This is a genomic window from Nocardia sp. NPDC051030 (assembly GCF_040683015.1).
Taxonomy (GTDB): Bacteria; Actinomycetota; Actinomycetes; order Mycobacteriales; family Mycobacteriaceae; genus Nocardia.
Window position 1 is genome coordinate 373405 of sequence record NZ_JBFBCD010000003.1, and the last position, 20581, is coordinate 393985.

Genomic DNA, 20581 nt, shown 5'->3' on the forward strand with positions numbered 1-20581 from the left:
CATATGTCGCGTACGCCGGGCCTCAGACTAAATGTGGAACACCCGTGTCCGCGGCAACTCCACATCTCTCGGCTAGTCGTGCCGGACGCTTGGTTCCCATCATGCCGATCGACGACGATCGCCGTGGCGAGTCCACTCAGCTGATTCCCCGAGACTCCCGGGAAGGCCTGCGCGGTAGAGGATTCTCGCTCGCTGCGGTGACAATGCCCCCGTGGCGGGTGCATCCCACGGGCGGGCACGACCTGCCCCTGGACGACGGGCCGTAGCTGTGCCGTCAGATCCGGGAGTGGGCAGACTAGGGTTCGACGGGTGGATGCGAGCACGACTCGGAGCTACGCGGGCCAGCCGGTGACCGATCGCCGGTCGGAACGGCGCAGGCAGTTCCTCGCCGCCGGGCTCGCGGTATTCGGCGAGACCGGCTACGCATCCAGTTCGATCACCCTCCTCTGCAAGACCGCCGGTCTGGCCCGTAGCCAGTTCTACGAGCACTTCACCAATCGTGAAGACCTGCTGATGGCCGTCTACGACATGATCAATGCCGAGGCCCGGGACGCGGTCGAGGCCGCGACCGGCGCGATTCCGTCCGCCGAGGTGGCCGCGCGGGCCGAGGCCGCGGTCGCGGCCTACGCCGAATCCATCGGCGGTGATCCCCGCCGGGCCGCGGTGTCCTATGTGGAGATCGTCGGGGTCAGCCCACGGGTCGAGGAACGCCGCCTCTATCAGCGCGAGCTCTGGTACGAGTTCATGGCGGGCGAGCTACGCAAAGCGCTCGGACCCGAGTTCGAGCCGGTGGGTGGAATCCGCGCGGCGACCACGGGGTTCGTCGGCGCTCTCATGGCGCTGGTCCATCAGTGGAGCATCAGCGAGCCGCGTCCGGCACTCACCGACCTCACCTCGGTACTCACCCGATTCCTGATCGGCCTCATGCAACCCTGAGAGTTGGCCGTGTTCGCGGTCACAAGGGTTGTTCTCGTGGACATACTCGTCCAAGATTGCTGGAGAAGTTTGCTCGCGCGTGTTCGACAGCCATAGCGTCAATCCAGCAAATCTGCGGCCCGGGGGGCCGATCGAGGAGTCGCCGTGCAGCATGCCGCGGAGCGTCACCAGGTGGACCGTGTGCTCCAGGATCTGCTCACCCGCGATGTCATCCCGGCATCGCGGCAGATCGACATCTCCGTGCGGCTCAGCTCCCACACCATGCTCCTGATCACCACCGTCGACCCGGTCCTGTTCGTCGAGGACGCACCCGCCGATCGGTTCGGGGTCATCGACTTCGACGGCACGGTGCTCGAGGGTGAACTGAATTCGACTGCCGCGCCGATGATTGCGCTGCACGCCGCCATCTACGCGGCCAACTCCGGGCTCGGCGCCGTCATTCACGCCCATCCGGCCAGCGTCACCAGTTGCGCGGTCGCGAATCAACCGCTGCCCACCCAGTACCTGCCGCTGCTGCTCGCCGGACAATACGACGACATCCCCGTCGTGCCCGGGTCGGTGCCAGGCAGCACGAGTTGCGCCGACGCCCTCGCGACCCTCGCCGCCACCCGGCCCGGCACCTGCGCGGCGCTCATGACCGATCACAGCGTGACCGCATTCCACTCCACCCTGTCCCGGGCCGTGCGCGTGCTCAGCGCGCTCGAGGAGGCCGCGGCGGGCGAGATACGCACCGCCAAACTCCCCGCGACGATTCCCGAGCCACAGTTGAACCCGTAAAACACCCTGGTGAGTTATACGATTAGTGGATGACAATCGTCAGCAACTCGGTTGTCAGTGTGCGCGAACGAATTCTGCTGGCCGCCTACGAGTTGTGCACCCGCGAGGGTGTCCGCGCGGCGAGCCCGGAGGCGGTGGCCGCGCGTGCCGGAGTCGCCGAAGACACACTCCGCGAGCACTTTCCGACCCTGGACCAGCTGATCATCGAAGTGCTCCGGCGTCGCGAACGGCTGTGGACCTTCGAGCTCATCGAGGAGCAGTCGCGGTGTCGCGGGAACACCCCGGAAGAACAGCTGCTCGCCATTTTCGATGTCTTCGAAGAATGGTTCGGCGCAAAGGATTTCGATGCCTGCACCTTCATCAATGTGCTGCTGGAGATGGGTGCGGAGCATCCGCTGGGCCGGGCCAGCATCGAGCATCTGCAAACCATTCGCGATATCGTGCGCATCCGAGCCGAACGCGCCGGGCTGTCCGATGTGGAGGATTTCGCTCGGTCCTGGCACATCCTGATGAAGGGCTCGATCATCTCCGCGGCGGAGGGCGACCGGCTCGCCGCCCAGCGAGCACAGAAGATGGCCCGAGCGCTCATCGAGGCCCATCGCGACCCAGCCTGACCCGTCCGCCCATCGAGTAGCTGAATGTTTTCCACGATTAACTATTTCCATTTGGGATTTTCTAAGGTTCGGCCACTAACCTGCGGTGCGCGCTCGCCGACCGGCCGGTGCCGTGCGGTCGCCATCGCGCGCAGCAGCGAGAAGGGTTGTGATCAGCCATGGCCGAGAAAACGCCGAAGCGGACCAGTTCGATTGCGGCGACCCGGCAGGCCGACCGCCGCGGCAAGATTCTCGTCCAGGTGGGCGTGGCGTCGGTACTGATCGCCTTGATCGCGGGCATCGGCATCAGCCTGGCGGTGCGCAAAAGCCATGACGCCGAGGCAGGTCCGGTCCCCGCTATCACCGCCCGGCCCGGCAATGGATTGACCGGGACAATCACCGACACCGGAGCCATTCGCATCGGCAGACCCGATGCGAAGGTCACCGTTCGCATCGTGACCGATATGCAGTGCCCCGCCTGCCGCATGCTCGAGTCCGCGAATGCGGGTCTACTGGCCGAGGAAGTCGACAATGGCAAGGCCGCCATTGAATACCAGATCGTCTCCTTCCTCGATCGAGCGTCCCTGGGCAGCCGGTACTCCACCCGCGCGGCGAGTGCGGCCTTCGCGGTCGCCGAATCGGACCCCTCGAAGTTCCAAGGCTGGCTCGCCGCCATGTACGACAAACAGCCCGCCGAGGGCAGCACCGGCCTGACCGACGACCAGCTCATCGCCATCGCCCGCGACGCCGGGTACACCGATCCCGCAGTGGCACAAGCGATCACCGACAACAAATACGACGGCTACGTCCAACAGGTAACCAAGACCCTGGCACCCGACATCCGCGCCACCCCCACCGTCTATGTCAATGGCGAGCAGATTCCCATGACACAGCAGATGTTCGCCCCCGGCGGCCTGCGCCAAACCATCGAAACCGCCGCGAACTCCTGACCCGGCCGCACCTGCTGGACTTATCGACCTTCAGGCGGGCCAGACGTTCTGCTTCATCATGTCGATGATGAGAGCGGCTATGTTCCAGGCGTCATCGTCACCACGGTGATGGGTGCCTTCGAGGGGGAGGCCGGTTTCTTTCAGCGCGCCTGCCATACCGAAGCGGTGGGTGGTGTTGCGGGCCGCGGAGAAGGTTGTTTTGGCGTTCGTGTGTGTGGAGCCGAACGGGTAAGGGACTCCGGTGGCGGCGCATTGGCGTTCGAATTGTTTGCGGTCGTAATCGCCCCAACTGGCCCATGGGCGGGAATCGGCGTCGAATTCGGTGCGCAGGAGCGTGCAGGCCTCGGCGAAGGAGATGCCGGTGGCCACCTGCTCGGGGGTGAGAGTCGTTAAGGCGGTGCAAAATTCGCTTACTTCGGAGCGATCGGGGCGCACCAGGATGCTGTGCTTGGAGACGCGCTCCAGGGTGTGGGTATCGAGGACACAGAGGCCGATTTCGATGATCTCGTTCGGCTGGTCGGGAGGGTTCGCGCGCTCCCAGCAGGTGGCCTCCACGTCGACGACGTTCAGGTATCGAGTGTTCATGAAGCCGGACGGTACGGGGCGATATCGCCCGGCGACAGTGGATTTCGAGGTCGGCGGGTCATTCCGCGTGGAGCTTCAGGCCCGTGCCGTTGGTGGTGTTGCGCAGGGTCAGGTTGTCGGAATCGACTGTGGCCGTCACCTTTCCGTCGAGGGCCTGGAGTACGTCGCGTTCGACCTCCATGACCTGTTCATCGCACATCATGCGGGTGGTGCCGAGGTGGAAGGTGACCTCATTGCCCGCGACCTCGGCGGTGCCGATCAACTGATTGCAGCCCGCGCCGCCCGAGACCGAGCCGTCGGGGGCGATGGTCAGTGCCGGTCGGGCCTCATCGAGCGCCTGTGAACGCACCTCGGCATCGGGACGCAGCAGCGTGGTCACGATCCACGTGGTGCCCGTGAGCGGCTTGTCGGGGTGCAGGACCTTGCGGTCCTGCAGGGTCACGGTGCTGCCATTGCCCTTCAGCGTGAGGGTGGGGCCGTCCAGTTTCCAGGTGGGGAGTGAGCGCAGCAGGCCATTCGCCCAGCCGTCCGCGTCGGCGAGATCGCCCGGGCAGCCCATGAGGGTGGTGGCCAGCTCATCGGTTTTCAGGACATCGCCGTTCAAGGTGACCGGGCCGCTGGCGGTATTGCAGCCCGCGTTCGCGGTGATCCGGCCGTCCTGGAAGGTGAGGGTGAGCGGTCCGCCGCCCGGAATGGGCTTCCCGTCGACCTTGGTCGACATATAGGTCTTACCCATGGGCGTCGGACCGGAGTCCTGACCGCTGCCGTCGCTGGAAGAGGAACATCCGGCCGCCGCGCCCAGGGTGACCGCGAGCAGCACACCACACCACATGCGAGTAGCTGACATATTGCCGATCGTACGGAGGGCACCCGGGCATGCCCAGTGTCGACGCGAGCGTCCTTTATTGGAGATCGATTGATCTCTAACTTGCGAGCCTGTCGATAGGGTCGATTCCTGGAGTGTGTTACCGGTCACCAAGGGCCGCCTGTCGGCCACCTGCCCCGCACACGGCAGGATGTTCGTCTGTGAGCGAAGTTTCGCGCCCGCGCCGCACTCAGCAGGAGCGTCGGGCAGCCACGGTGGCCAAACTGGTCGATGCGACGATTGCCGCAATCGGCGAGGTCGGCTATCAACGCGCGACGGTCCAGGAGATCTGCGGCCGCGCCGCACTATCGGCCGGAGCCATGTTCCGGCAGTTCGACACCCGCCTCGACCTGATCGTGCGCACCGCCGAAGAGGCGATGACCCGCCAGCTCGACGCGTACCGCGCGACCATGGAACACCTAGGCGCACAGGACAATGCGCTCGACACCGCCCTGCGGTTCCTGCGAATGGCCCAGCAGTCCAACCTGACTCACGCGCTGCGCGAGATCTACCTGGCCGCCCGCTCCGACACCGAACTACGCGAACGCATCGAACCCATCGCCGACAACTACTACCGCGAAATAGTCGCCACCCTCGAGCGCACCGGACTGCTCGACGACTATCCGAGCGAAATCCGCGAACCCCTGTTCTTCATGCTCCTGCACCTGTTCTCCGGTGAAGCCGTCGTCCGCGGCGTCTACCAACGCCCCGACCTCGATGTCTCGGTATTGGCGCTGGTCGAGGACATGCTGGCCGTCTACGCCGCCCGCGTGGCTCCTGCCGCCAAGGACTAGTCGCCGCGACGCCCGCCCGGCCCGCCGCCGCAATGCCCGTCGGGCCGGGCCGCTGGACGCGCCAGGGCCCGGCCGCGGCGCTCGCAGTGCCCGACGGCCACGTGCACTGTGCGCGGTTACGACGGTTGCGGTGCCGGGCCGTCACCACCAGCGGCTGCCGGTCTCGGACCTGGTCGGGCATAAGCTTCGAGCGGTGACCGCGCTACGACCGGAAACCGCTACCGTCTCGACCTGGGCTCCCTTCGCCTCGAAGGTGTATCGGGCGCTGTGGATCGCGCAATTGGTGTCCAACCTGGGCACCTGGATGCAGACCGTCGGGGCGCAGTGGCTGCTGGTGGATCAGCCGCATGCGGCGATTCTGGTGTCGCTCGTGCAGACGGCGACCACGCTGCCGGTCATGCTGCTGGTGATTCCGGCGGGCGTGCTGGCTGATCTGGTCGATAAGCGGCGGCTGCTGATCGGCGCGCAATCGGCCATGGCCTTGACGGCGGCCGTGCTCGCGGTATCGACCGCAGCCGGGCACACCACGCCGACAGTGCTGCTGACACTGCTGTTCTTGCTCGGCTGCGGGTCGGCGCTGACCATGCCGACCTGGCAGTCGATCCAGCCGGAACTCGTTCCGCGCGAACAGATTCCGGCCGCCTCCGCACTGAACGGGTTGAGCGTCAACGGCGCTCGCGCGGTGGGGCCCGCGATCGCGGGTGTGCTGGTGTCGATTGCCGGTCCGACCTTCGTATTCGCGTTGAACGCAGTGTCTTTCGTCGGCATCGTGGTGGTGCTCGTGCTGTGGCGGCGACCCGTCAAGGAGGAGACGCTGCCGGTCGAGCGGCCATTCGCGGCCTTGCAAGCGGGCATGCGATACGTGCGCTCCGGCCCCGCGATTCGACGAGTCCTGCTGCGCGCGGTGCTGTTCATCATCCCGGCGAGCGCGCTGTGGGCCCTGCTGCCGGTGGTAGCTCACGAGAAGCTGGGGCTGTCGTCCTCGGGCTACGGCGTGATGCTCGGCGCGCTGGGAGTCGGCGCGGTGGGTGGTGGGCTGTCCTTCGCGGTCCTCCGTCGGCAGTTGACGGCCACCCGCATGGTCACGCTCTCCGCGGTGCTCTTCGGAGCCGCAACCCTGGTGACAGCGATGGTGGACCGCCTACCGCTGGTCCTGCTCGCGCTGGTGATCGCGGGCGTCGGCTGGCCTTTGGCCATGTCCACCTTCAATTCGACCATGCTGCTCATGCTTCCGGCCTGGGTGCGAGCCCGAGGCATGTCGGTCTACACCCTGCTGTTCATGGGCGGCCAGGCCATCGGCTCCCTGTTATGGGGCGCGCTCGCCAATGCGATTGGCGTCGAAAAGGCCCTACTGCTCGCCGCCGCCCTGCTCGCCTTCTGTGCCGTCAGTGTCCTCTGGTGGCCGATCCGCCAGGACGCAACCGGATTCGACATGACCCCCCTCGCCTACTGGCCCGAGCCCTACGTCGTCTGCGAACCCGACCCCGCCGACGGCCCCGTCCTGATCCTCCAGAACTACACCGTCCCCAAGGAATCCGTCGACCAATTCCTCACCGACATGGCCCGAGTGGGCCGCTCCCGCCAGCGCACCGGCGCAATGGAATGGCGAATCTACCGCGACGTAGGCGCAGCCGACCGCTACGTCGAAGCCTTCGTGGTCCGATCCTGGGAAGAACACATGCGCCAACACCAGGTCAGACTCACCGCCCAAGACGAACGCAACGAACGCCGAGTAGCCGAATTCGCCATAGGTGAAGACCGCACCACCCACCTCATAGCCGTCGCCGACGCCAAATAGCGAGGCAGGCAAGGTTTTCCGCCCCCAGCTGTGTGGAACTCGTCCATGTCGGCGAACACCTGCAGCGATCTGACGGGTCGTGCGAATACGTCGTCGTGGCCGTAGGCGATCGCAGCGACTGCGATGAGACGCTCGCCGACCGGCTTCGAATGATCGCAGAACACCACCGCGAGGTCCTCCGACCGCTGAAGCGAGCCCATACTTCTGGGCAGAAGGCTGATACCCCTGCAGCACCCAGGAGACGGCTCCGACGACGTTGGCGATGCAACCACATGCCACCTCGGAGATCACTTCCGCGACTGTGATTTCCGATGGCGCATCCCACCGGTCTGAACCTGCACTTAGGCCCATGAGCAGTCAGAAAACTGATTGGCGACAGAGGTTAGTGCATGAATAGGCCGGCAATCCGAGACTCCGCAGGAGTGGATGAACTTGGGCCGCATACGGTCTCTCCACAAGCGGCGGTGAGAGTTGAGGATGGCCGGCGATCTGTGGGTTCGTGTTGAAAGTTGGGATCGGTAGGAGGTGCGGGGGGCATCTACTTGCCGCATGACATCTTCTCAAAATCCCGCGAACCAACCGCAGTCCACCGGCTTGGACAAGAAGACCAGCGCGATCCTGTCGTATGCGCTGGGGTGGCTCACCGGCATCATCTTCAGCCTCGCGGGACTGGCGGTCGGGGTCTTCGCGGTCGTCGTCTGGATCATGGCCATGGTCCAGGCGAACAATGTCGGTGGTGTCCGCGCGAAGCTTCCCATCGTCGGAGAACTCGTTGCCCCGTATGCGGATCGGTTGGCCGACTCGGTCAAGTAGCGGCGCATTGATCAACGGCCCGAGGCGATCTCGGGCCGTTGGCGTCTGCGCGCCTCAGGTGAGCGAGGTGCTCTTCCAGGCTGCCTCGATCATTCGGAAGGTCTCGTCCACCGCCTCCTGTGGGTCGGCCGCCTCGCATGCCAGTGAGAAGGCGCCGATCACGAACCGTGCGATCGCCCGGCAGGCGGTGCTGGTGGTCGGCTGGTCGAGATCCGCGGCGATGACCGTTGCCAGTGACTCCGCGTGGCGCAGCCGCATGGACTCCTCGTACTCGCGCAGGGCGGGTGCCCGGTCGATCAGGTGGCGGATCGGTGTGGCGTCGTCGGCCGTGCAGTGCCGCACCATGGCGTGGATCTCGTGTCGTAGCGCGGGGATCAGTGGCTCGTCCGCTGTTCGGCCGGTGACGGCTTGGATGAGGCGCTGCTCGAAGTTCTCGTCCTGCTCGAAGACCAGGGCCTCTTTGGAGGCGAAGTGGGAGAAGACCGTGGTGACGGCCACGTCGGCCTCGGTCGCCACATCGCGGATGCCCACCGCGTCATAGCCGCGTTCCAGGAACATCGCCAGCGCGGTATCGGCGATCTTCTGGCGGGTCGCGGCCTTCTTGCGCTCACGACGTCCGGTCGGCACGGTCATCTCCTGATGCTAGCGGCTGCATAAATGCATCGGTTGTGAAGTCCTAACGGTTGCGCTCGCGACTATAGCGCCGCCCGATATGAAACCACAACCGTTGCAAAACGCTAACCGTTAGTCTTAGTGTGGAGGCATGAAAGCAATGCGCTTCGCCGAATACGGCGGCCCGGAAGTCCTGACGCCCGCGGAGGTAGCCGAGCCCCATCCCGGCCCCGGTCAGATACGTATCGCAGTCCGCGCTGCGGGAGTGAATCCACATGATTGGCGGCTTCGCGAGGGCCAGTTCCGGCGAATCCGCCCGATCCCGCTTCCCGCAGGCATCGGGCAGGACGCGTCGGGCGTGGTGGATGAGGTCGGGGAGGGCGTCACCGACATCGACGTCGGCGACCTCGTATTCGGCCGGGGCACAAACACTTACGCCGAGTTCGCCGTCCTCTCCTCCTGGGCGCGCAAACCCGACGGGTTGAGCTTCGCCGAAGCGGCCGGGTACCCGTCCGTGGTCGAGACCGCGCTTCGGGTCATCCGCCTGGTCGGCGTTCAACCCGGACAGACGCTGCTGGTCAGCGGCGCAGCCGGTGGGGTCGGGTCGGCGGTATTGCAGATCGCCCGCGAGCGGGGAATCGCGGTGATCGGCACCGCTTCTGCGGCGAACCAGGACTATGTGCGAGGCCTGGGCGCCGTCCCCACCACCTACGACGTGGGCTGGGTAGAACGAGTCCACCAACTCGGCCGCATCGACGCCGCTCTCGACCTCAACGGTGCGGGCGTCCTCCGCGGACTCCTCGACCTGACCGGGGACCCCGACAAGGTGATCACCATCGCCGACCTCGAGGCCCCGATGCTCGGGATCCGCTTCGCCGGTGTCGGCGGCAACATGCCCGAAGCCCTCACCGAAGCTGTCGACCTCATCGCGCGCGGAAAGCTCCACATCCCCGTCGACAAGTCATATCCGCTCACCGAGGCCGCGTCGGCGCACGCCGACAGCCAGGCCGGACACACCCGCGGCCGCCGAGTCCTACTCGTCTGAGTCGATCGGCGTCTTACGGCTGACCGAGCTGTTCGCCGACCCTTCCTTCAACTCATCGCTATCGACTGTCGCGCACGCCTTTCGCAACTACGCGGCATGCTCGAGCACGAACAGATCGGCCTGCCCGCAGGCTGAACCCCGAACGGCTGCCGGGCACCGTACGAACCGTCGATAAGTGAACCCCAAGATTTCGTTAACACCTCACCTGCAGAGTGATCTTGTCAGTCAACGAGGGGAGAACACAGTGAAGGTTCTTAAGAGCACAGCCGTAGTCGGCGGACTCATCGCGGCGGCGTTCATCGGATTGGCCGGGCCCGCATCCGCATCGGCGACACCGGTAGTCCACACCTCCTGCCCCCGCAGCGAGGCGATGCATCCGACCTGGGACGTGAACACCGGTGAACCGGTCATCTGCGTCAACACCGGCGCCAGCGGGTTCATGTGGGTTCCCGACGCCACCCGCTGATTCCCAGCCACCGCCGTGGATTCACACGGCGGTGACGCGATATCGCGTCGAGTCCCCGCCCGGAATCCGGGCGGGGACTCGACGTTTTTCGGGGTCGGCGGGGCTACCATCGGGGGAAGCGACTCGCCCCCGGCTGTGACCGGGGGCGATGCGACTGTCTCTCCAGGTACCGCATATGCTGTCCGCTATGCGGATGTTTCTGGATATCCTCCTGATCATCACCAGCGTGCTGCTGGTGTTGCTGGTGCTGCTGCACCGCGCCAAGGGCGGAGGTCTGTCCAGCCTCTTCGGTGGTGGCGTGCAGTCGAGTCTGTCGGGGTCGACTGTCGTGGAGAAGAACCTTGATCGGATCACCATCTTCCTGGGGTTGATCTGGTTGATCTCGATTCTGGGGATTGGGCTCGAGATCAAGTTCTCCTGACCCGAACTACTTTTCTTGGCCCGGGCGTCGCTGAAAGGCGGCGCCCGGGCCATGTGTATTGGGCGCGCGTGACCTCATGTGACGCCAGGGCAGGGCGGTCGGATTCGTCGCTGTCACGCTGAGGCGAACCCTGATGCTGCCCGGCCACTTCGGATGACCAGGCATGATGGATGCATGGACTTGGTGCATGCGGTGACGCCGAGCCTCTCGGGGGTGCTCGGCCGCAATCTTTTCTGGATGACGTGGAATACCGTATTGGCTTGGATTCCAGTGGGTTTGGCCCTGCTGGTGTTCAGGTCCGGGCGGGCGGGGAAGGGGTTGCCGTCGTCGGCGGCTTGGTGGGCGGGGGCGATTCTGCTACTGCTGTTCCTGCCGAACGCGCCCTATGTGGTGACCGATCTGGTGCATCTGCGCGACGATATTCGGCTCAGCGGCAACGGACCGGTGGTGACGACGATTCTGCCGGTGTACGGGGCGTTCATCGTGTCCGGATTCGTGGCCTATTACCTGGTACTGGCCGAGCTACGGCGTTTCATGGAGGCGCGGGGATTGAGCGCGTGGCAGACACCGGTGCTGCTCACGGTCCATCTGCTGTGCGCCATCGGGGTTTTCCTAGGTCGCTGGGTGCGGCTCAATAGCTGGGAGCCGGTGGTGCAGCCGCGCGGCACCTTCGATCGGATGATGTTGGCGCTGACCTGGGAGTGGGCGCCGATTCTGATCGGCGCGGTCTTCGTGGCGACGGCGCTGGGGCACTTCGTGACTCGCGCGGTGGTGGAGGCGGGGGTGGCCAGTGCCCGGCGCGGCGCCCGGCTGATCCGAACCGTGAGGTTCGCACCGCCGAGCGCCGACCAGGCCTGATCAGCTACGGAATCGCCTGGGGATCAGGCGATCCGGAACCATGAGGGATCAGGCGATCCCGAGGCGTTCGTTGGCGATCAGGCGGACCGCCTTCTTATCGGGCTTACCGAGACCGGTGAGCGGCAGCGCGTCGATGACGAGGACGTGCTTGGGTACCTGCACGGACCCCTTCTTCTGCTTCACGGTCTGCTGAATCTCGGCGATCACGACCTCGATGGCGGCGGGGTCGCCCGCCGTCTCGGCCTCCAGGACGATCACCGCGGTGACAGCCTCGCCCCACTGCGCGTCCGGGACGCCGACGACCGCGACATTCAGAACCTTCGGGTGCTCGGTGACCACGTCCTCCACCTCACGCGGGAAGACATTGAATCCGCCGGTGACGACCATGTCCTTGCTGCGCCCGACGATGAACAGGAAACCGTCCTCGTCCTGGCGGGCCAGGTCACCCGTGCGCAGCCACCCGTTCTTGAACGTCTCGGCCGTGACCTCGGGCAGATTCAGGTACCCGGCCGCGAGAAGCTGTCCGGAGACACAGATTTCGCCGACCTCACCGGGCGCGACCACATTGTCCTCGGCATCCAGCAGCGCCACCCGGACCGCGGTGGAGGGACGGCCACAGGAGGTCAGTCGCTCCTTGTCGTGCTCCTCCTTGCCCAGATAGCTGATCGCCATGGGCGCCTCGGACTGTCCGAAGTACTGCGCGAAGATCGGCCCGAACCGGTCGATGGCCTCCTGCAAGCGATTCGGATCGATGGCGGACGCGCCGTAGTAGACGGTCTCCAGCGACGACAGATCGCGGGTCTTGGAATCCGGGTGATCCAGCAGCGCGTAGAGCATGGACGGCACCAGCATGGTGGCGCTGATCTTGTGCTCCTCGATGACGCGCAGTACGTCACCGGCATCGAAGCGCGGCACGACCACGCACTGCCCGCCGAGCAGCACGACCGGCAGGAAGAACGCCGCGCCCGCATGCGAGAGCGGTGTGCAGATCAGGAACTTGGGCCGTTTGGGCCACTCCCATTCCGAGAGCTGGATTTGCGTCATGGCCGCCATGGTCTGCGCGGTGCCGATGACGCCCTTGGGCTTTCCGGTGGTGCCGCCGGTGTAGCTGATCGAGATGACATCGTCGGGCAGCAGATCGGTGGCCTCGACCGGCTGCGGCTCGTACTTGTCGGCCGCGGCCAGCAGGTCGACGCCCACATCGGCGAGCTCGTCCGGGACCGGGCCCAGCACCAGCACGCGGGTCAGGCTCGGCACCATGTCCACCAGTTCGCGGGCGCGCTTCACGAACGCCGGGACCGGATCCAGGATGAGCGTCGAAATGCCCGCGTCGGCAAGCACATACGCGTGATCGTCCAGTCCGCCGATCGGGTGCAGCGCGGTGCGCCGCTGCCCGACGATCTGGCCCGCGCCGATGGTGAACAGCACCTCGGGGCGGTTCAGCGCCAGCACGCCGACGGGACTGCCCGCCACCAGACCGTATTCGGTGAAGACTGCGATATAGCGGCTGATGGCGTCGAGCACCTCACCGCCGGTGAGCACCTGGTCCCCGAGGGTCAGCACCGGGCGCTTGCGATGCCGCTTGAGCCCGGCCACGAGCGCGTGGCCATTGTGCACGGGCAGCCGCAGCCGGGTATCGGGATCGATTGTGGTCATTGCGTTTCCAACTCCGTCCGGTTCGTTCCGGTGTTCATGCCGTGTGGGCGGCGTACAGGGTGACGACCACCGCGCCGCCGAGCCCCAGATTGTGGGCGAGCGCCGTGCGCGCGCCCTCGACCTGACGTTCGCCCGCGAGTCCGCGCAGCTGCCAGGACAATTCGGTGGCCTGGGCGAGGCCTGTCGCGCCGAGCGGGTGGCCTTTGGAGATGAGCCCGCCGGACGGGTTCACCACCCACTTGCCGCCGTAGGTGGTTGCGCCGGATTCCACCAGCGCGCCCGATTCGCCCTCACCGCACAGGCCCAGTGCCTCGTAGGTGATGAGCTCGTTGATGGAGAAGCAGTCGTGTAGCTCGATCACATCGACATCCTCGACGCCGATCCCGGCCGTCTCGAACACCTTTCGCGAGGCCGCGCGGGTCATGGGCGCACCGACGACATCGATCATGGACCCGGTCGAGAAGGAGGCCAGGTCATCGGTGGCCAGCTCCTGCGCCAGGATCTCGATGGCCTGCGATTCGAGCCCGTGCGCCTTGACGAAGTCCTCGCTCACCACGACGGCCGCCGCCGCGCCATCGGACATGGGCGAGCACTGCGAACGCGTCAGCGGCCCGTGCACCGGCTTATCACTCAGCACCTGCTCCAGGGTGTACGCATCCTGGAACTGCGCCAACGGATTTCGGGTCGAGTGCTGATGGTTCTTGACCGCCACCTGCGCCAGCTGCTCGGGCGTGGTGCCGTAGCGCTTCATATGCTCGATGGCCGCATTGCCGAAGAACTGGGTGGTGATGGGTGCGGCCGAGAACTCGAAAAGCTCACGGTTGACCCGCAGATGCGAGTCCACCGTGGTGACCTTCGGTTTGGTGGCCGGGCCCGCCATGGCCTCCTTGGTCATCTGTTCGAAGCCGACAGCCAGTGCCACATCGACGATTCCGGCCCCGACCCATTCGCGCGCCAGCATGAGCGCGGTGGAGCCCGTGGCGCAGTTATTGTTCACATTGACCACCGGGATCCCGGTCAGCCCCACCTCGTACAGGGCGCGCTGACCGGCCGCCGACGGCTGGAACACATAGCCGACCGCGGCACGCTGCACCTGGTCGTAGCCGATTCCGGCATCACCGAGCGCGCCATTGACGGCCTCGCCGACCATCTCCGGGTAGGTCCACTCGCGGGAACCGATCTTCACGAACGGGGTCATATTGACTCCGACGATGAAAGCGCGACGCATAAGTTCTGGTACTCCTCTGTTCCGAAAGGTCTTGTCCTGAAATGTTTTCGGGGCTAGTCCGCGCGCGGTATGCGGCCGTCGATATCGGTGAAGCCGTACTCCTCGGCGAGGTCCGCCACCTTCCACGACTGGCCGGTGCGGGCGCGACGATTGCCATCGGCGGCGAGGGCCACCACGGCCCGCCCGGGGAAGCGGGCCGATTCGGCGGCGTCCAGATCGAAGGTGCCCTCACCGGGCAGCGTGACCAGTCGGCGGCCCTCGGCATCGGCCGGAACCATTTGCAGCAGTTCGGTATTCACGATGCCCGGCCACAGCGAAACGGCCGTCACGCCGGTCTCTGCGAGATCGTGTGCGAAGTCCGCGGTGAGCCGGTCGAGGGCCGTCTTACCCACGCCGTAGACGGCATTGTGCATATACCGCTGCGCCCCGGGCGAGGACACGTTCACGATCAGCCCACCGGTTTCGATCAGCAGTGGTGCGGCGAAAACGCTTGCCACATAATGTGATCGGACTCCGATGGAGAACGTCTCGTCCCACGCTTTGGGTGGCACCTCCCAGAACTTGCGGCCGAGCCAGCGGGCGGCGGCGGGGGAGTTGTAGACATTGTTGACCAGCACATCGAGTCGCCCGTGGTCATCGCGCACCTGCGCGAACAACTTCTCCACGGCGGCATCGTCCTTGTGGTCGCAGACCACCGCGACCCCGTGTCCGCCGAGTTCATCGATCTCGGCGGCGGTCGCGGATACGGTCCCCGGCAGGTGTCCGGGCGTGACGGTGCGCCCGGTGACGTACACGGTCGCCCCCGCCGCGCCCAGCTCCAGGGCTATGCCCTTGCCGATGCCGCGGCTGGCTCCGGTCACCACCGCGACCCGGCCGGCGAGAATCTTGGGTATTTCGCTCACGACCTCTGGACACTACCTTGAAATAGGAACGTGTTCTAGAAATTGGGAGGCAGCAGTGGAGCTGACGCATCGGACGCTGGATACCGGAGAGATCCGCATGCATATCGCGGAGCAGGGTGAGGGGTTCCCGGTGATCTTCTGTCACGGCTTCCCGCACACCTGGTTCATGTGGCATCACCAGCTGGAAGCCGTGGCCGCGGCCGGATATCACGCTATCGCCCCCGACCTGCGCGGCTACGGCGGCACCGACGCTCCGGCCGAGGTCGAGGCATACACGAACGAGGCCGTGATCCGTGACCTGCTCTTCCTTCTGGACGACATCGGCGCGGAAAAGGCCGTCTTCGTAGGCCTGGACTTCGGTGCCCAACTGGTCTGGGAACTCTCCCTACGCGCCCCCGAACGCGTGGCGGCGGTAGCGGTCTTGAACAACCCGTTCGCTCCCCGCCCGCCCCGGCCCCCGTCCGGTTTCTGGACCAAGGCGGCCGAACGTCACTTCCTGCACCTGTCCTATTTCCAAACTCCAGGTATTGCCGACGCCGAACTGGCCGCGGACCCCCGCAGCTTCCTGGCCCGCGTCTACTACTCCCTCTCCGGCGATTACCACTACCTCGACACCTGGAAGAACCCCCCGGGCCTCGGCTACCTCGACGTCCTCCCGCAAGCCCCCGCGCTGCCCTGGCCGTGGCTCTCCCAAGCCGAATTCGACACCCTGGTAGCCGATTTCGAACGCACGGGTTTCACCGGCGGCCTCAACTGGTACCGCAACCTCGACCGCAACTGGGAACTCACAGCCGACTACGCGGAGGCCAAAGTCCCGGTCCCCACCTTCTTCCTCTACGGCGAAAACGACCCCGACATGGAAGGTTTCAGCGGCCGAGACCCCCTGGCCACCCTGCGAGCCAACGTCCCCGATCTCCGTGAGGTAGTCAAAATCCCCGCCGCCGGGCACCTGGTCCAACTGGAACGTCCAGAGGCCGTGAACACCTTCCTCACAGATGCCCTGAAGAGTCTGGGCGTGAACTGAGGGACGAGTGTTCACTGATGCAGGCGACACGCCGGGTCGGGCCTGCACCAGTGAACACTCGACCTATCCTCAGTGCTCATGAGCACCAGCATTCTTCGGGCGGCGGTCGACCGCCGCCTCGAGCCTTGGTTCGACCACCTCGGTGAGGATCGGATCGGGTATACGAACCATGTGCTGCGGGTGCTTCGGCTGTGCGATGTGCTGGCCGCCGCGTATGGGTTCGAACCCGTGCCGAGTGAACGCGAGGAGTTCCTGACCTCGGCCGCATTCCATGATCTCGGAGTCTGGACGGCCGGTACCTTCGACTATCTCGCACCGTCGGTGGACCTGGCCGTCGCATGGCTGCGGGACATCGCCCGTCCCGACCTGATCCCCGTGGTCACCAACATGATCGGCGAACACCACAGACTCCGCAGTGCCGCCGCCCCGTCCGATCGCGTGGAAATCTTCCGCCGAGCCGACGCCGTCGACGTCGAAATGGGACGACTGGGCCGCTTCGGCGTCAGTCGTGCCGAATATCGCCGTCTCGAAGCGGAATTCCCTGACGCCGGATTCCATCGCCGCTTGCTCCAACTCGGCGCGAAGCGTCTGCGCACCCATCCACTATCGCCATTGCCGATGATCAAGTGGTGACGGTGCGACCGCTGTTCAGCCCGAAAGCCCCTTACTGGCAAGGGGTTCGCCCCGAAGGAATTCCGCTTCCGCGATCAATTCCCTGAAGGCTCCGGCGGCCGCGGCCATTGCCGCACTGCCTTGATGAGTGGCGAAGGCGGTCTCATCCGCGTAGACCTCGGAAACCCAGAACAGGTCCGGATCCTCGCGTGACCTGTTCAGTAGGTACACCAGTGTTCCCGGCTCCTTCTCGGCCTGCTCGAACACCGGTTGAAACGTGTCGACGAACTCCCCGCCGCGACCGTTCTTCACCTTGACCCGGGACAGCAGCGAAACCCTCGGCATCCCAGCCTCCTTGGCACGTCCCAACGATGACGTCACACGGATGGTACTGCGGACCGTCCCTCGATCGGACTGGTCTCGGACAACCATGTCCGAAATGGATTCACTCGGGTGAGGGATGCCCCCAGGGCCGCGCCGGTCGCGTTCATGATGACATCGTCGATCGACGAGAAGCGGCCCAGGTCCAGGACGTACTGGGCGGTTTCGAGGCAGGTGGAGATCGCCGCGCCGATGAGGGCCATGCGGAGGATTCCGGCGCAGCGGGAGAAACGCAGGGGGAGAAGGAGACCCAGGGGGACGAACAACAGGGTGTTCGCGGCGATCTGGACCAGTGAGTTGAAGGAGGCTTCACTCACGGTGGCGTAGAGGTCTTGGAAGGGGACCAGGATCACGCGGCGATGGCCCGAGGTGGGCGTGAGGATCATCCAGATCCAGGGGAGGGTGCCCAGGAGGAGTCCGGCTTCCGCGACGGTCCAGCGGATCGCCTCGGAGCGCGGGCGGCCGCGGCGAATTCGGTGGCGCACCAGCAGTATTGCGCCGATTGTCACGAGCGGCACCGATAGCGCCCACACCATCAGGACATTGCCCCATGAGTCCCATACCTGCTGCATGTGGCCACGGTATCCGCGGGAAGGGCGAGATCAGCTGGCTGCGTGGGGGTTTACTACCGGATCTGCACAGTTTCGGCACAACGGCGGGGGCTCGGCCCCGAAGGTGGTCCTCGGGGCCGAGCCCTCCGCCGGTTATTCGGAGATGGTCTGGTGGGTCAGGAGATGTTCTTGAGGAAGGAGACCGCGTTCGAGCTGCCCGCCACGGCGATATCGGGCTTGCCGTCGCCATTGAAGTCAGCGACCACCGGGGTCTGTGGCTGGGAGGTCACCGCGAAATCGCCGGTCTTGGTGACGGTGCCGTCACCATTGCCACTGAAAATGACCATCTTCGAGTCGATGACCGCGGACATGGCGGCGTCGAGTTTGCCGTCGTGGTCGAAGTCGCCGACGGCGATGCTGGTGGGGCCGAGGCCGGAGAAGGTGATGCGGTTGGTCTTCTTGAAGCCGCCATTGCCGTCGGAGACCAGGACGGTGGTGCTGAAGGAGAAGGAGTCGGCGGTGATGATGTCGTCTATGCCGTCGCCATCGAAGTCACCCGCGCGGACGTCCTCGGTAATGAGACCGGCTGTGCTGGAACCCTTTTTGGTGAAGCTGCCATCGCCATTGCCGGTGAAAACCTCCACCTGTTGCAGGAGGTCGTTATTGATGGCTATGTCGACTTTGTTGTCGGAGTTGAACTTTCCGGTGGTGAAGGCCGCGGCGGCCCCGGCGATGATGGAGGATGAGCCGGACTCGAGGGTGCCGTCGCCATTGCCGAGCCAGGTCTGCACACCGGTCGGGATCAGGCTCAGGACATCGGCTTTGCCGTCGCCGTTCACGTCGGTGACGATCACTTCCTGTTGTGCGCCTTCGAGAGTGGTGTACTTCTCGCCCACCCGGAACGTGCCGTTGCCATTGTTCAGGAAGACCGCGATCGAGGTCCAGGCCTGCGCGACGACATCGATCTTGCCGTCGCCATTGAGGTCACCGGCGGCGATCGCACCGTAGCCATTGCCGACCGAGCCGACCCGGGTGCCGGGCGCGAAGGTGCCATCGCCCTTGCCCGCCATGAGAATCGGCCCGTCCCCGCCGAAATCGGCCGCGACTATGTCCTGTTTGCCGTCCCCCGTGAAGTCCGCCCCCACCATGCCGATCGGCGATGGCCCCGGCCCCCAGGATGGGAACGAACCCCCTGATGGGGAATCCACGGAGGCCGCGAAATTGATATGCCCCGCAGCCCACGCCGAGTTCGGCAGTGCGAGGACGGCCGCCGAAACGGCCGCGGTGAGGACGAAGCAGGTACGGAAAATGCGTGCGTGCATACGGTGTTCCTGAGCTCGAGTAGCACCACCATTGGGTGGTGGCCACGGACTCTAAGACAATCGAGATCGAGAATTATTTGGCTTCAACGCAATTCGGCCGATTGTCGGACCGATCTAGGTCCGACTCGTGCACTCTGCCGAATCGCAGCCTCGGCTAATGACCCGTTACCGGACGCAGCGCGTCAGGGGTGAGGTCCTTCAGCGTCGGGTAGCCGTCCACGGCCATGATCAGGTCCGCCTCGGCCAGCAGCGTGCGCAGCACATGCACGATGCCGTCGACACCCCCGAGCGCGAGGCCGTAGGCGTAGGGGCGGCCGATGCCGACGGCCGTGGCCCCCAGTGCGAGCGCCTTGATGATGTCCGCGCCGGATCGCACGCCGGAGTCGAACAGCACCGGCAGCCCCTCGGCGGCCGCGACGACGTCGGGCAGCATGTCGAGGGCCGGAAGTCCGCCATTGGCCTGCCGCCCACCGTGATTCGAGCAGTAGATGCCATCCACACCGGCATCCCGCGCTCGCCGTGCGTCATCGGGATGCCCGATGCCCTTCACGATCAGCGGCAGCTTGGTGAGCGATCGCAGCCACGGCAGATCGGCCCAGGTCAGCGGATTTCCGAAGACCTGAATCCAGCGCAGGATGGCAGACTGCGGATCCTGTTCCGGCGACTGCGCCAGGCTCGTACGGAATACCGGGTCGGTGAAGTAGTTGGCCAGGCAGTGCCCGCGCAGCTGCGGGAAGTTGCCGGTGGACAGATCGCGCGGACGCCACCCGGTGACCCAGGTGTCGAGGGTGACCACAATGCCCTTGTAGCCCGCCTTCTCGGCGCGCTCGACCAGGCTGGCCGCCAGATCCCGATCGGTCGGCGTGTACAGCTGGAAGAAGCCCGGCGTCTCCCCGAACTCGGCCGCGACATCCTCCAGGGGATCGACCATCAGCGTGGACCCCACCATCGGCACCCCGGTCTTGGCCGCCGCCTTCGCCGTGGCGAGATCGCCGTGACCGTCCTGTGCGCACAGCCCGATCACCCCGATGGGAGCCATGAAAACCGGTGCGGGCAGCGTCATTCCGAACAGTTCGGTGGACAGATCCCGCTGCGCCGCGCCCACGAACATGCGCGGGATCAGCCCCCACCGATCGAAGGCGGTGACATTGGCATTCTGCGTCCGCTCATCGCCCGCCCCACCGGCCACATACGACCAGATGGACGGCGGCATCGCCTGCTCCGCGCGCTCGGCGAGCTCGCCGAAGCTCACCGGCAGCGCCGGAACGACACCACGCAATCCGTTGAAGTAGATCTCGTTCTGATAGTCACCGAATGCCATCACTTCACCTCTCGTCGCCACATTCCTCGGGGCGAGTTCATTGTGCGAGACTGAGCGCTGGAACCGATCGA

Annotated in this window: 24 protein-coding genes; 14 read left to right on the top strand and 10 right to left on the bottom strand. The window is 65.5% G+C overall.

Features of this window, described 5'->3' with window-relative positions:
- Window positions 1–101 precede the first annotated feature (101 nt).
- From AB0N05_RS10845 to AB0N05_RS10865, 5 genes are all read left to right on the top strand, one after another.
- Window positions 102–266: a hypothetical protein gene (locus AB0N05_RS10845; protein WP_364690673.1), complete on the top strand. Its 165-nt coding sequence runs from the start codon at window positions 102–104 to the stop codon at window positions 264–266.
- 43 nt (window positions 267–309) lie between these two features.
- The gene (locus AB0N05_RS10850) at window positions 310–936 is read left to right on the top strand and encodes a TetR/AcrR family transcriptional regulator (RefSeq protein ID WP_364690676.1); all 627 of its coding nucleotides are present in this window, start codon (window positions 310–312) and stop codon (window positions 934–936) included.
- A 144-nt stretch (window positions 937–1080) separates the two neighbouring features.
- Window positions 1081–1713: a class II aldolase/adducin family protein gene (locus AB0N05_RS10855; protein ID WP_364690679.1), complete on the top strand. Its 633-nt coding sequence runs from the start codon at window positions 1081–1083 to the stop codon at window positions 1711–1713.
- Between the two features lie 29 nt (window positions 1714–1742).
- Window positions 1743–2327: a TetR/AcrR family transcriptional regulator gene (locus AB0N05_RS10860; RefSeq protein WP_364690682.1), complete on the top strand. Its 585-nt coding sequence runs from the start codon at window positions 1743–1745 to the stop codon at window positions 2325–2327.
- 158 nt (window positions 2328–2485) lie between these two features.
- A complete protein-coding gene (locus AB0N05_RS10865) occupies window positions 2486–3256 on the top strand; it encodes a thioredoxin domain-containing protein (protein ID WP_364690685.1) in 771 nt (256 codons plus the stop codon).
- A gap of 30 nt (window positions 3257–3286) precedes the next feature.
- Here AB0N05_RS10865 and AB0N05_RS10870 read toward each other — a convergent pair whose 3' ends face one another.
- Together AB0N05_RS10870 and AB0N05_RS10875 are read right to left on the bottom strand one after the other, a co-directional pair.
- Window positions 3287–3841, bottom strand: coding sequence for a 3'-5' exonuclease (locus tag AB0N05_RS10870; RefSeq protein WP_364690688.1), 555 nt, complete (start codon window positions 3839–3841; stop codon window positions 3287–3289).
- A 58-nt stretch (window positions 3842–3899) separates the two neighbouring features.
- On the bottom strand, window positions 3900–4688 hold the full coding sequence (locus tag AB0N05_RS10875) for an META domain-containing protein (RefSeq protein ID WP_364690691.1): 789 nt from the start codon (window positions 4686–4688) through the stop codon (window positions 3900–3902).
- 179 nt (window positions 4689–4867) lie between these two features.
- On the opposite strand from AB0N05_RS10875, the gene AB0N05_RS10880 reads away from it, so the two are divergent.
- From AB0N05_RS10880 to AB0N05_RS10890, 3 genes are all read left to right on the top strand, one after another.
- Window positions 4868–5500 carry a TetR family transcriptional regulator gene (locus AB0N05_RS10880; RefSeq protein ID WP_364690694.1) on the top strand — a complete coding sequence of 211 codons (633 nt, stop codon included), beginning with the start codon at window positions 4868–4870 and terminating at the stop codon, window positions 5498–5500.
- 193 nt (window positions 5501–5693) lie between these two features.
- Window positions 5694–7298 carry an MFS transporter gene (locus tag AB0N05_RS10885; protein WP_364690697.1) on the top strand — a complete coding sequence of 535 codons (1605 nt, stop codon included), beginning with the start codon at window positions 5694–5696 and terminating at the stop codon, window positions 7296–7298.
- Between the two features lie 549 nt (window positions 7299–7847).
- Window positions 7848–8111 carry a hypothetical protein gene (locus tag AB0N05_RS10890; RefSeq protein ID WP_364690700.1) on the top strand — a complete coding sequence of 88 codons (264 nt, stop codon included), beginning with the start codon at window positions 7848–7850 and terminating at the stop codon, window positions 8109–8111.
- Window positions 8112–8165: 54 nt separating this feature from the next.
- Here AB0N05_RS10890 and AB0N05_RS10895 read toward each other — a convergent pair whose 3' ends face one another.
- Window positions 8166–8744, bottom strand: a complete 579-nt coding sequence (locus tag AB0N05_RS10895; protein ID WP_364690703.1) for a helix-turn-helix domain-containing protein — start codon at window positions 8742–8744, stop codon at window positions 8166–8168.
- Between the two features lie 130 nt (window positions 8745–8874).
- Between AB0N05_RS10895 and AB0N05_RS10900 the strand changes: the two genes are divergently transcribed.
- From AB0N05_RS10900 to AB0N05_RS10915, 4 genes are all read left to right on the top strand, one after another.
- Window positions 8875–9768 (top strand): NADP-dependent oxidoreductase, encoded by an 894-nt coding sequence (locus AB0N05_RS10900; RefSeq protein ID WP_364690706.1) that lies wholly within the window; start codon window positions 8875–8877, stop codon window positions 9766–9768.
- A gap of 244 nt (window positions 9769–10012) precedes the next feature.
- Complete coding sequence (locus tag AB0N05_RS10905) at window positions 10013–10234, top strand: hypothetical protein (RefSeq protein WP_364690709.1); 222 nt, start codon at window positions 10013–10015, stop codon at window positions 10232–10234.
- Window positions 10235–10421: 187 nt separating this feature from the next.
- Window positions 10422–10655 (top strand): preprotein translocase subunit SecG, encoded by a 234-nt coding sequence (gene secG / locus AB0N05_RS10910; protein ID WP_364690712.1) that lies wholly within the window; start codon window positions 10422–10424, stop codon window positions 10653–10655.
- Window positions 10656–10829: 174 nt separating this feature from the next.
- Complete coding sequence (locus tag AB0N05_RS10915; RefSeq protein ID WP_364690714.1) at window positions 10830–11513, top strand: DUF1361 domain-containing protein; 684 nt, start codon at window positions 10830–10832, stop codon at window positions 11511–11513.
- Between the two features lie 48 nt (window positions 11514–11561).
- Here AB0N05_RS10915 and fadD8 read toward each other — a convergent pair whose 3' ends face one another.
- The 3 genes from fadD8 to AB0N05_RS10930 are packed head-to-tail and all read right to left on the bottom strand — an operon-like array spanning window position 11562 to window position 15299.
- The gene (gene fadD8 / locus AB0N05_RS10920) at window positions 11562–13169 is read right to left on the bottom strand and encodes a fatty-acid--CoA ligase FadD8 (protein WP_364690717.1); all 1608 of its coding nucleotides are present in this window, start codon (window positions 13167–13169) and stop codon (window positions 11562–11564) included.
- A gap of 34 nt (window positions 13170–13203) precedes the next feature.
- Complete coding sequence (locus AB0N05_RS10925) at window positions 13204–14397, bottom strand: Nonspecific lipid-transfer protein (protein ID WP_364690720.1); 1194 nt, start codon at window positions 14395–14397, stop codon at window positions 13204–13206.
- 53 nt (window positions 14398–14450) lie between these two features.
- On the bottom strand, window positions 14451–15299 hold the full coding sequence (locus tag AB0N05_RS10930; protein WP_364690723.1) for an SDR family NAD(P)-dependent oxidoreductase: 849 nt from the start codon (window positions 15297–15299) through the stop codon (window positions 14451–14453).
- Window positions 15300–15354: 55 nt separating this feature from the next.
- Here AB0N05_RS10930 and AB0N05_RS10935 point away from each other — a divergent pair, with 55 nt between their 5' ends.
- Together AB0N05_RS10935 and AB0N05_RS10940 are read left to right on the top strand one after the other, a co-directional pair.
- Window positions 15355–16323 carry an alpha/beta hydrolase gene (locus AB0N05_RS10935; RefSeq protein WP_364690726.1) on the top strand — a complete coding sequence of 323 codons (969 nt, stop codon included), beginning with the start codon at window positions 15355–15357 and terminating at the stop codon, window positions 16321–16323.
- Window positions 16324–16401: 78 nt separating this feature from the next.
- Entirely contained in the window at window positions 16402–16956 is a 555-nt protein-coding gene (locus AB0N05_RS10940; protein WP_364690728.1) for an HD domain-containing protein, read from the top strand.
- 15 nt (window positions 16957–16971) lie between these two features.
- Here the strand turns inward: AB0N05_RS10940 and AB0N05_RS10945 are convergent, their stop codons facing one another.
- The 4 genes from AB0N05_RS10945 to AB0N05_RS10960 all read right to left on the bottom strand — a co-directional run bounded on the left by AB0N05_RS10945 (window position 16972) and on the right by AB0N05_RS10960 (window position 20510).
- A complete protein-coding gene (locus AB0N05_RS10945; RefSeq protein ID WP_364690731.1) occupies window positions 16972–17280 on the bottom strand; it encodes an antibiotic biosynthesis monooxygenase family protein in 309 nt (102 codons plus the stop codon).
- Between the two features lie 32 nt (window positions 17281–17312).
- Window positions 17313–17888, bottom strand: coding sequence for a VanZ family protein (locus tag AB0N05_RS10950; RefSeq protein ID WP_364690733.1), 576 nt, complete (start codon window positions 17886–17888; stop codon window positions 17313–17315).
- Window positions 17889–18043: 155 nt separating this feature from the next.
- The gene (locus AB0N05_RS10955; protein WP_364690736.1) at window positions 18044–19189 is read right to left on the bottom strand and encodes a VCBS repeat-containing protein; all 1146 of its coding nucleotides are present in this window, start codon (window positions 19187–19189) and stop codon (window positions 18044–18046) included.
- A gap of 154 nt (window positions 19190–19343) precedes the next feature.
- On the bottom strand, window positions 19344–20510 hold the full coding sequence (locus AB0N05_RS10960; RefSeq protein WP_364690739.1) for a lactate 2-monooxygenase: 1167 nt from the start codon (window positions 20508–20510) through the stop codon (window positions 19344–19346).
- Window positions 20511–20581: the final 71 nt, after the last annotated feature.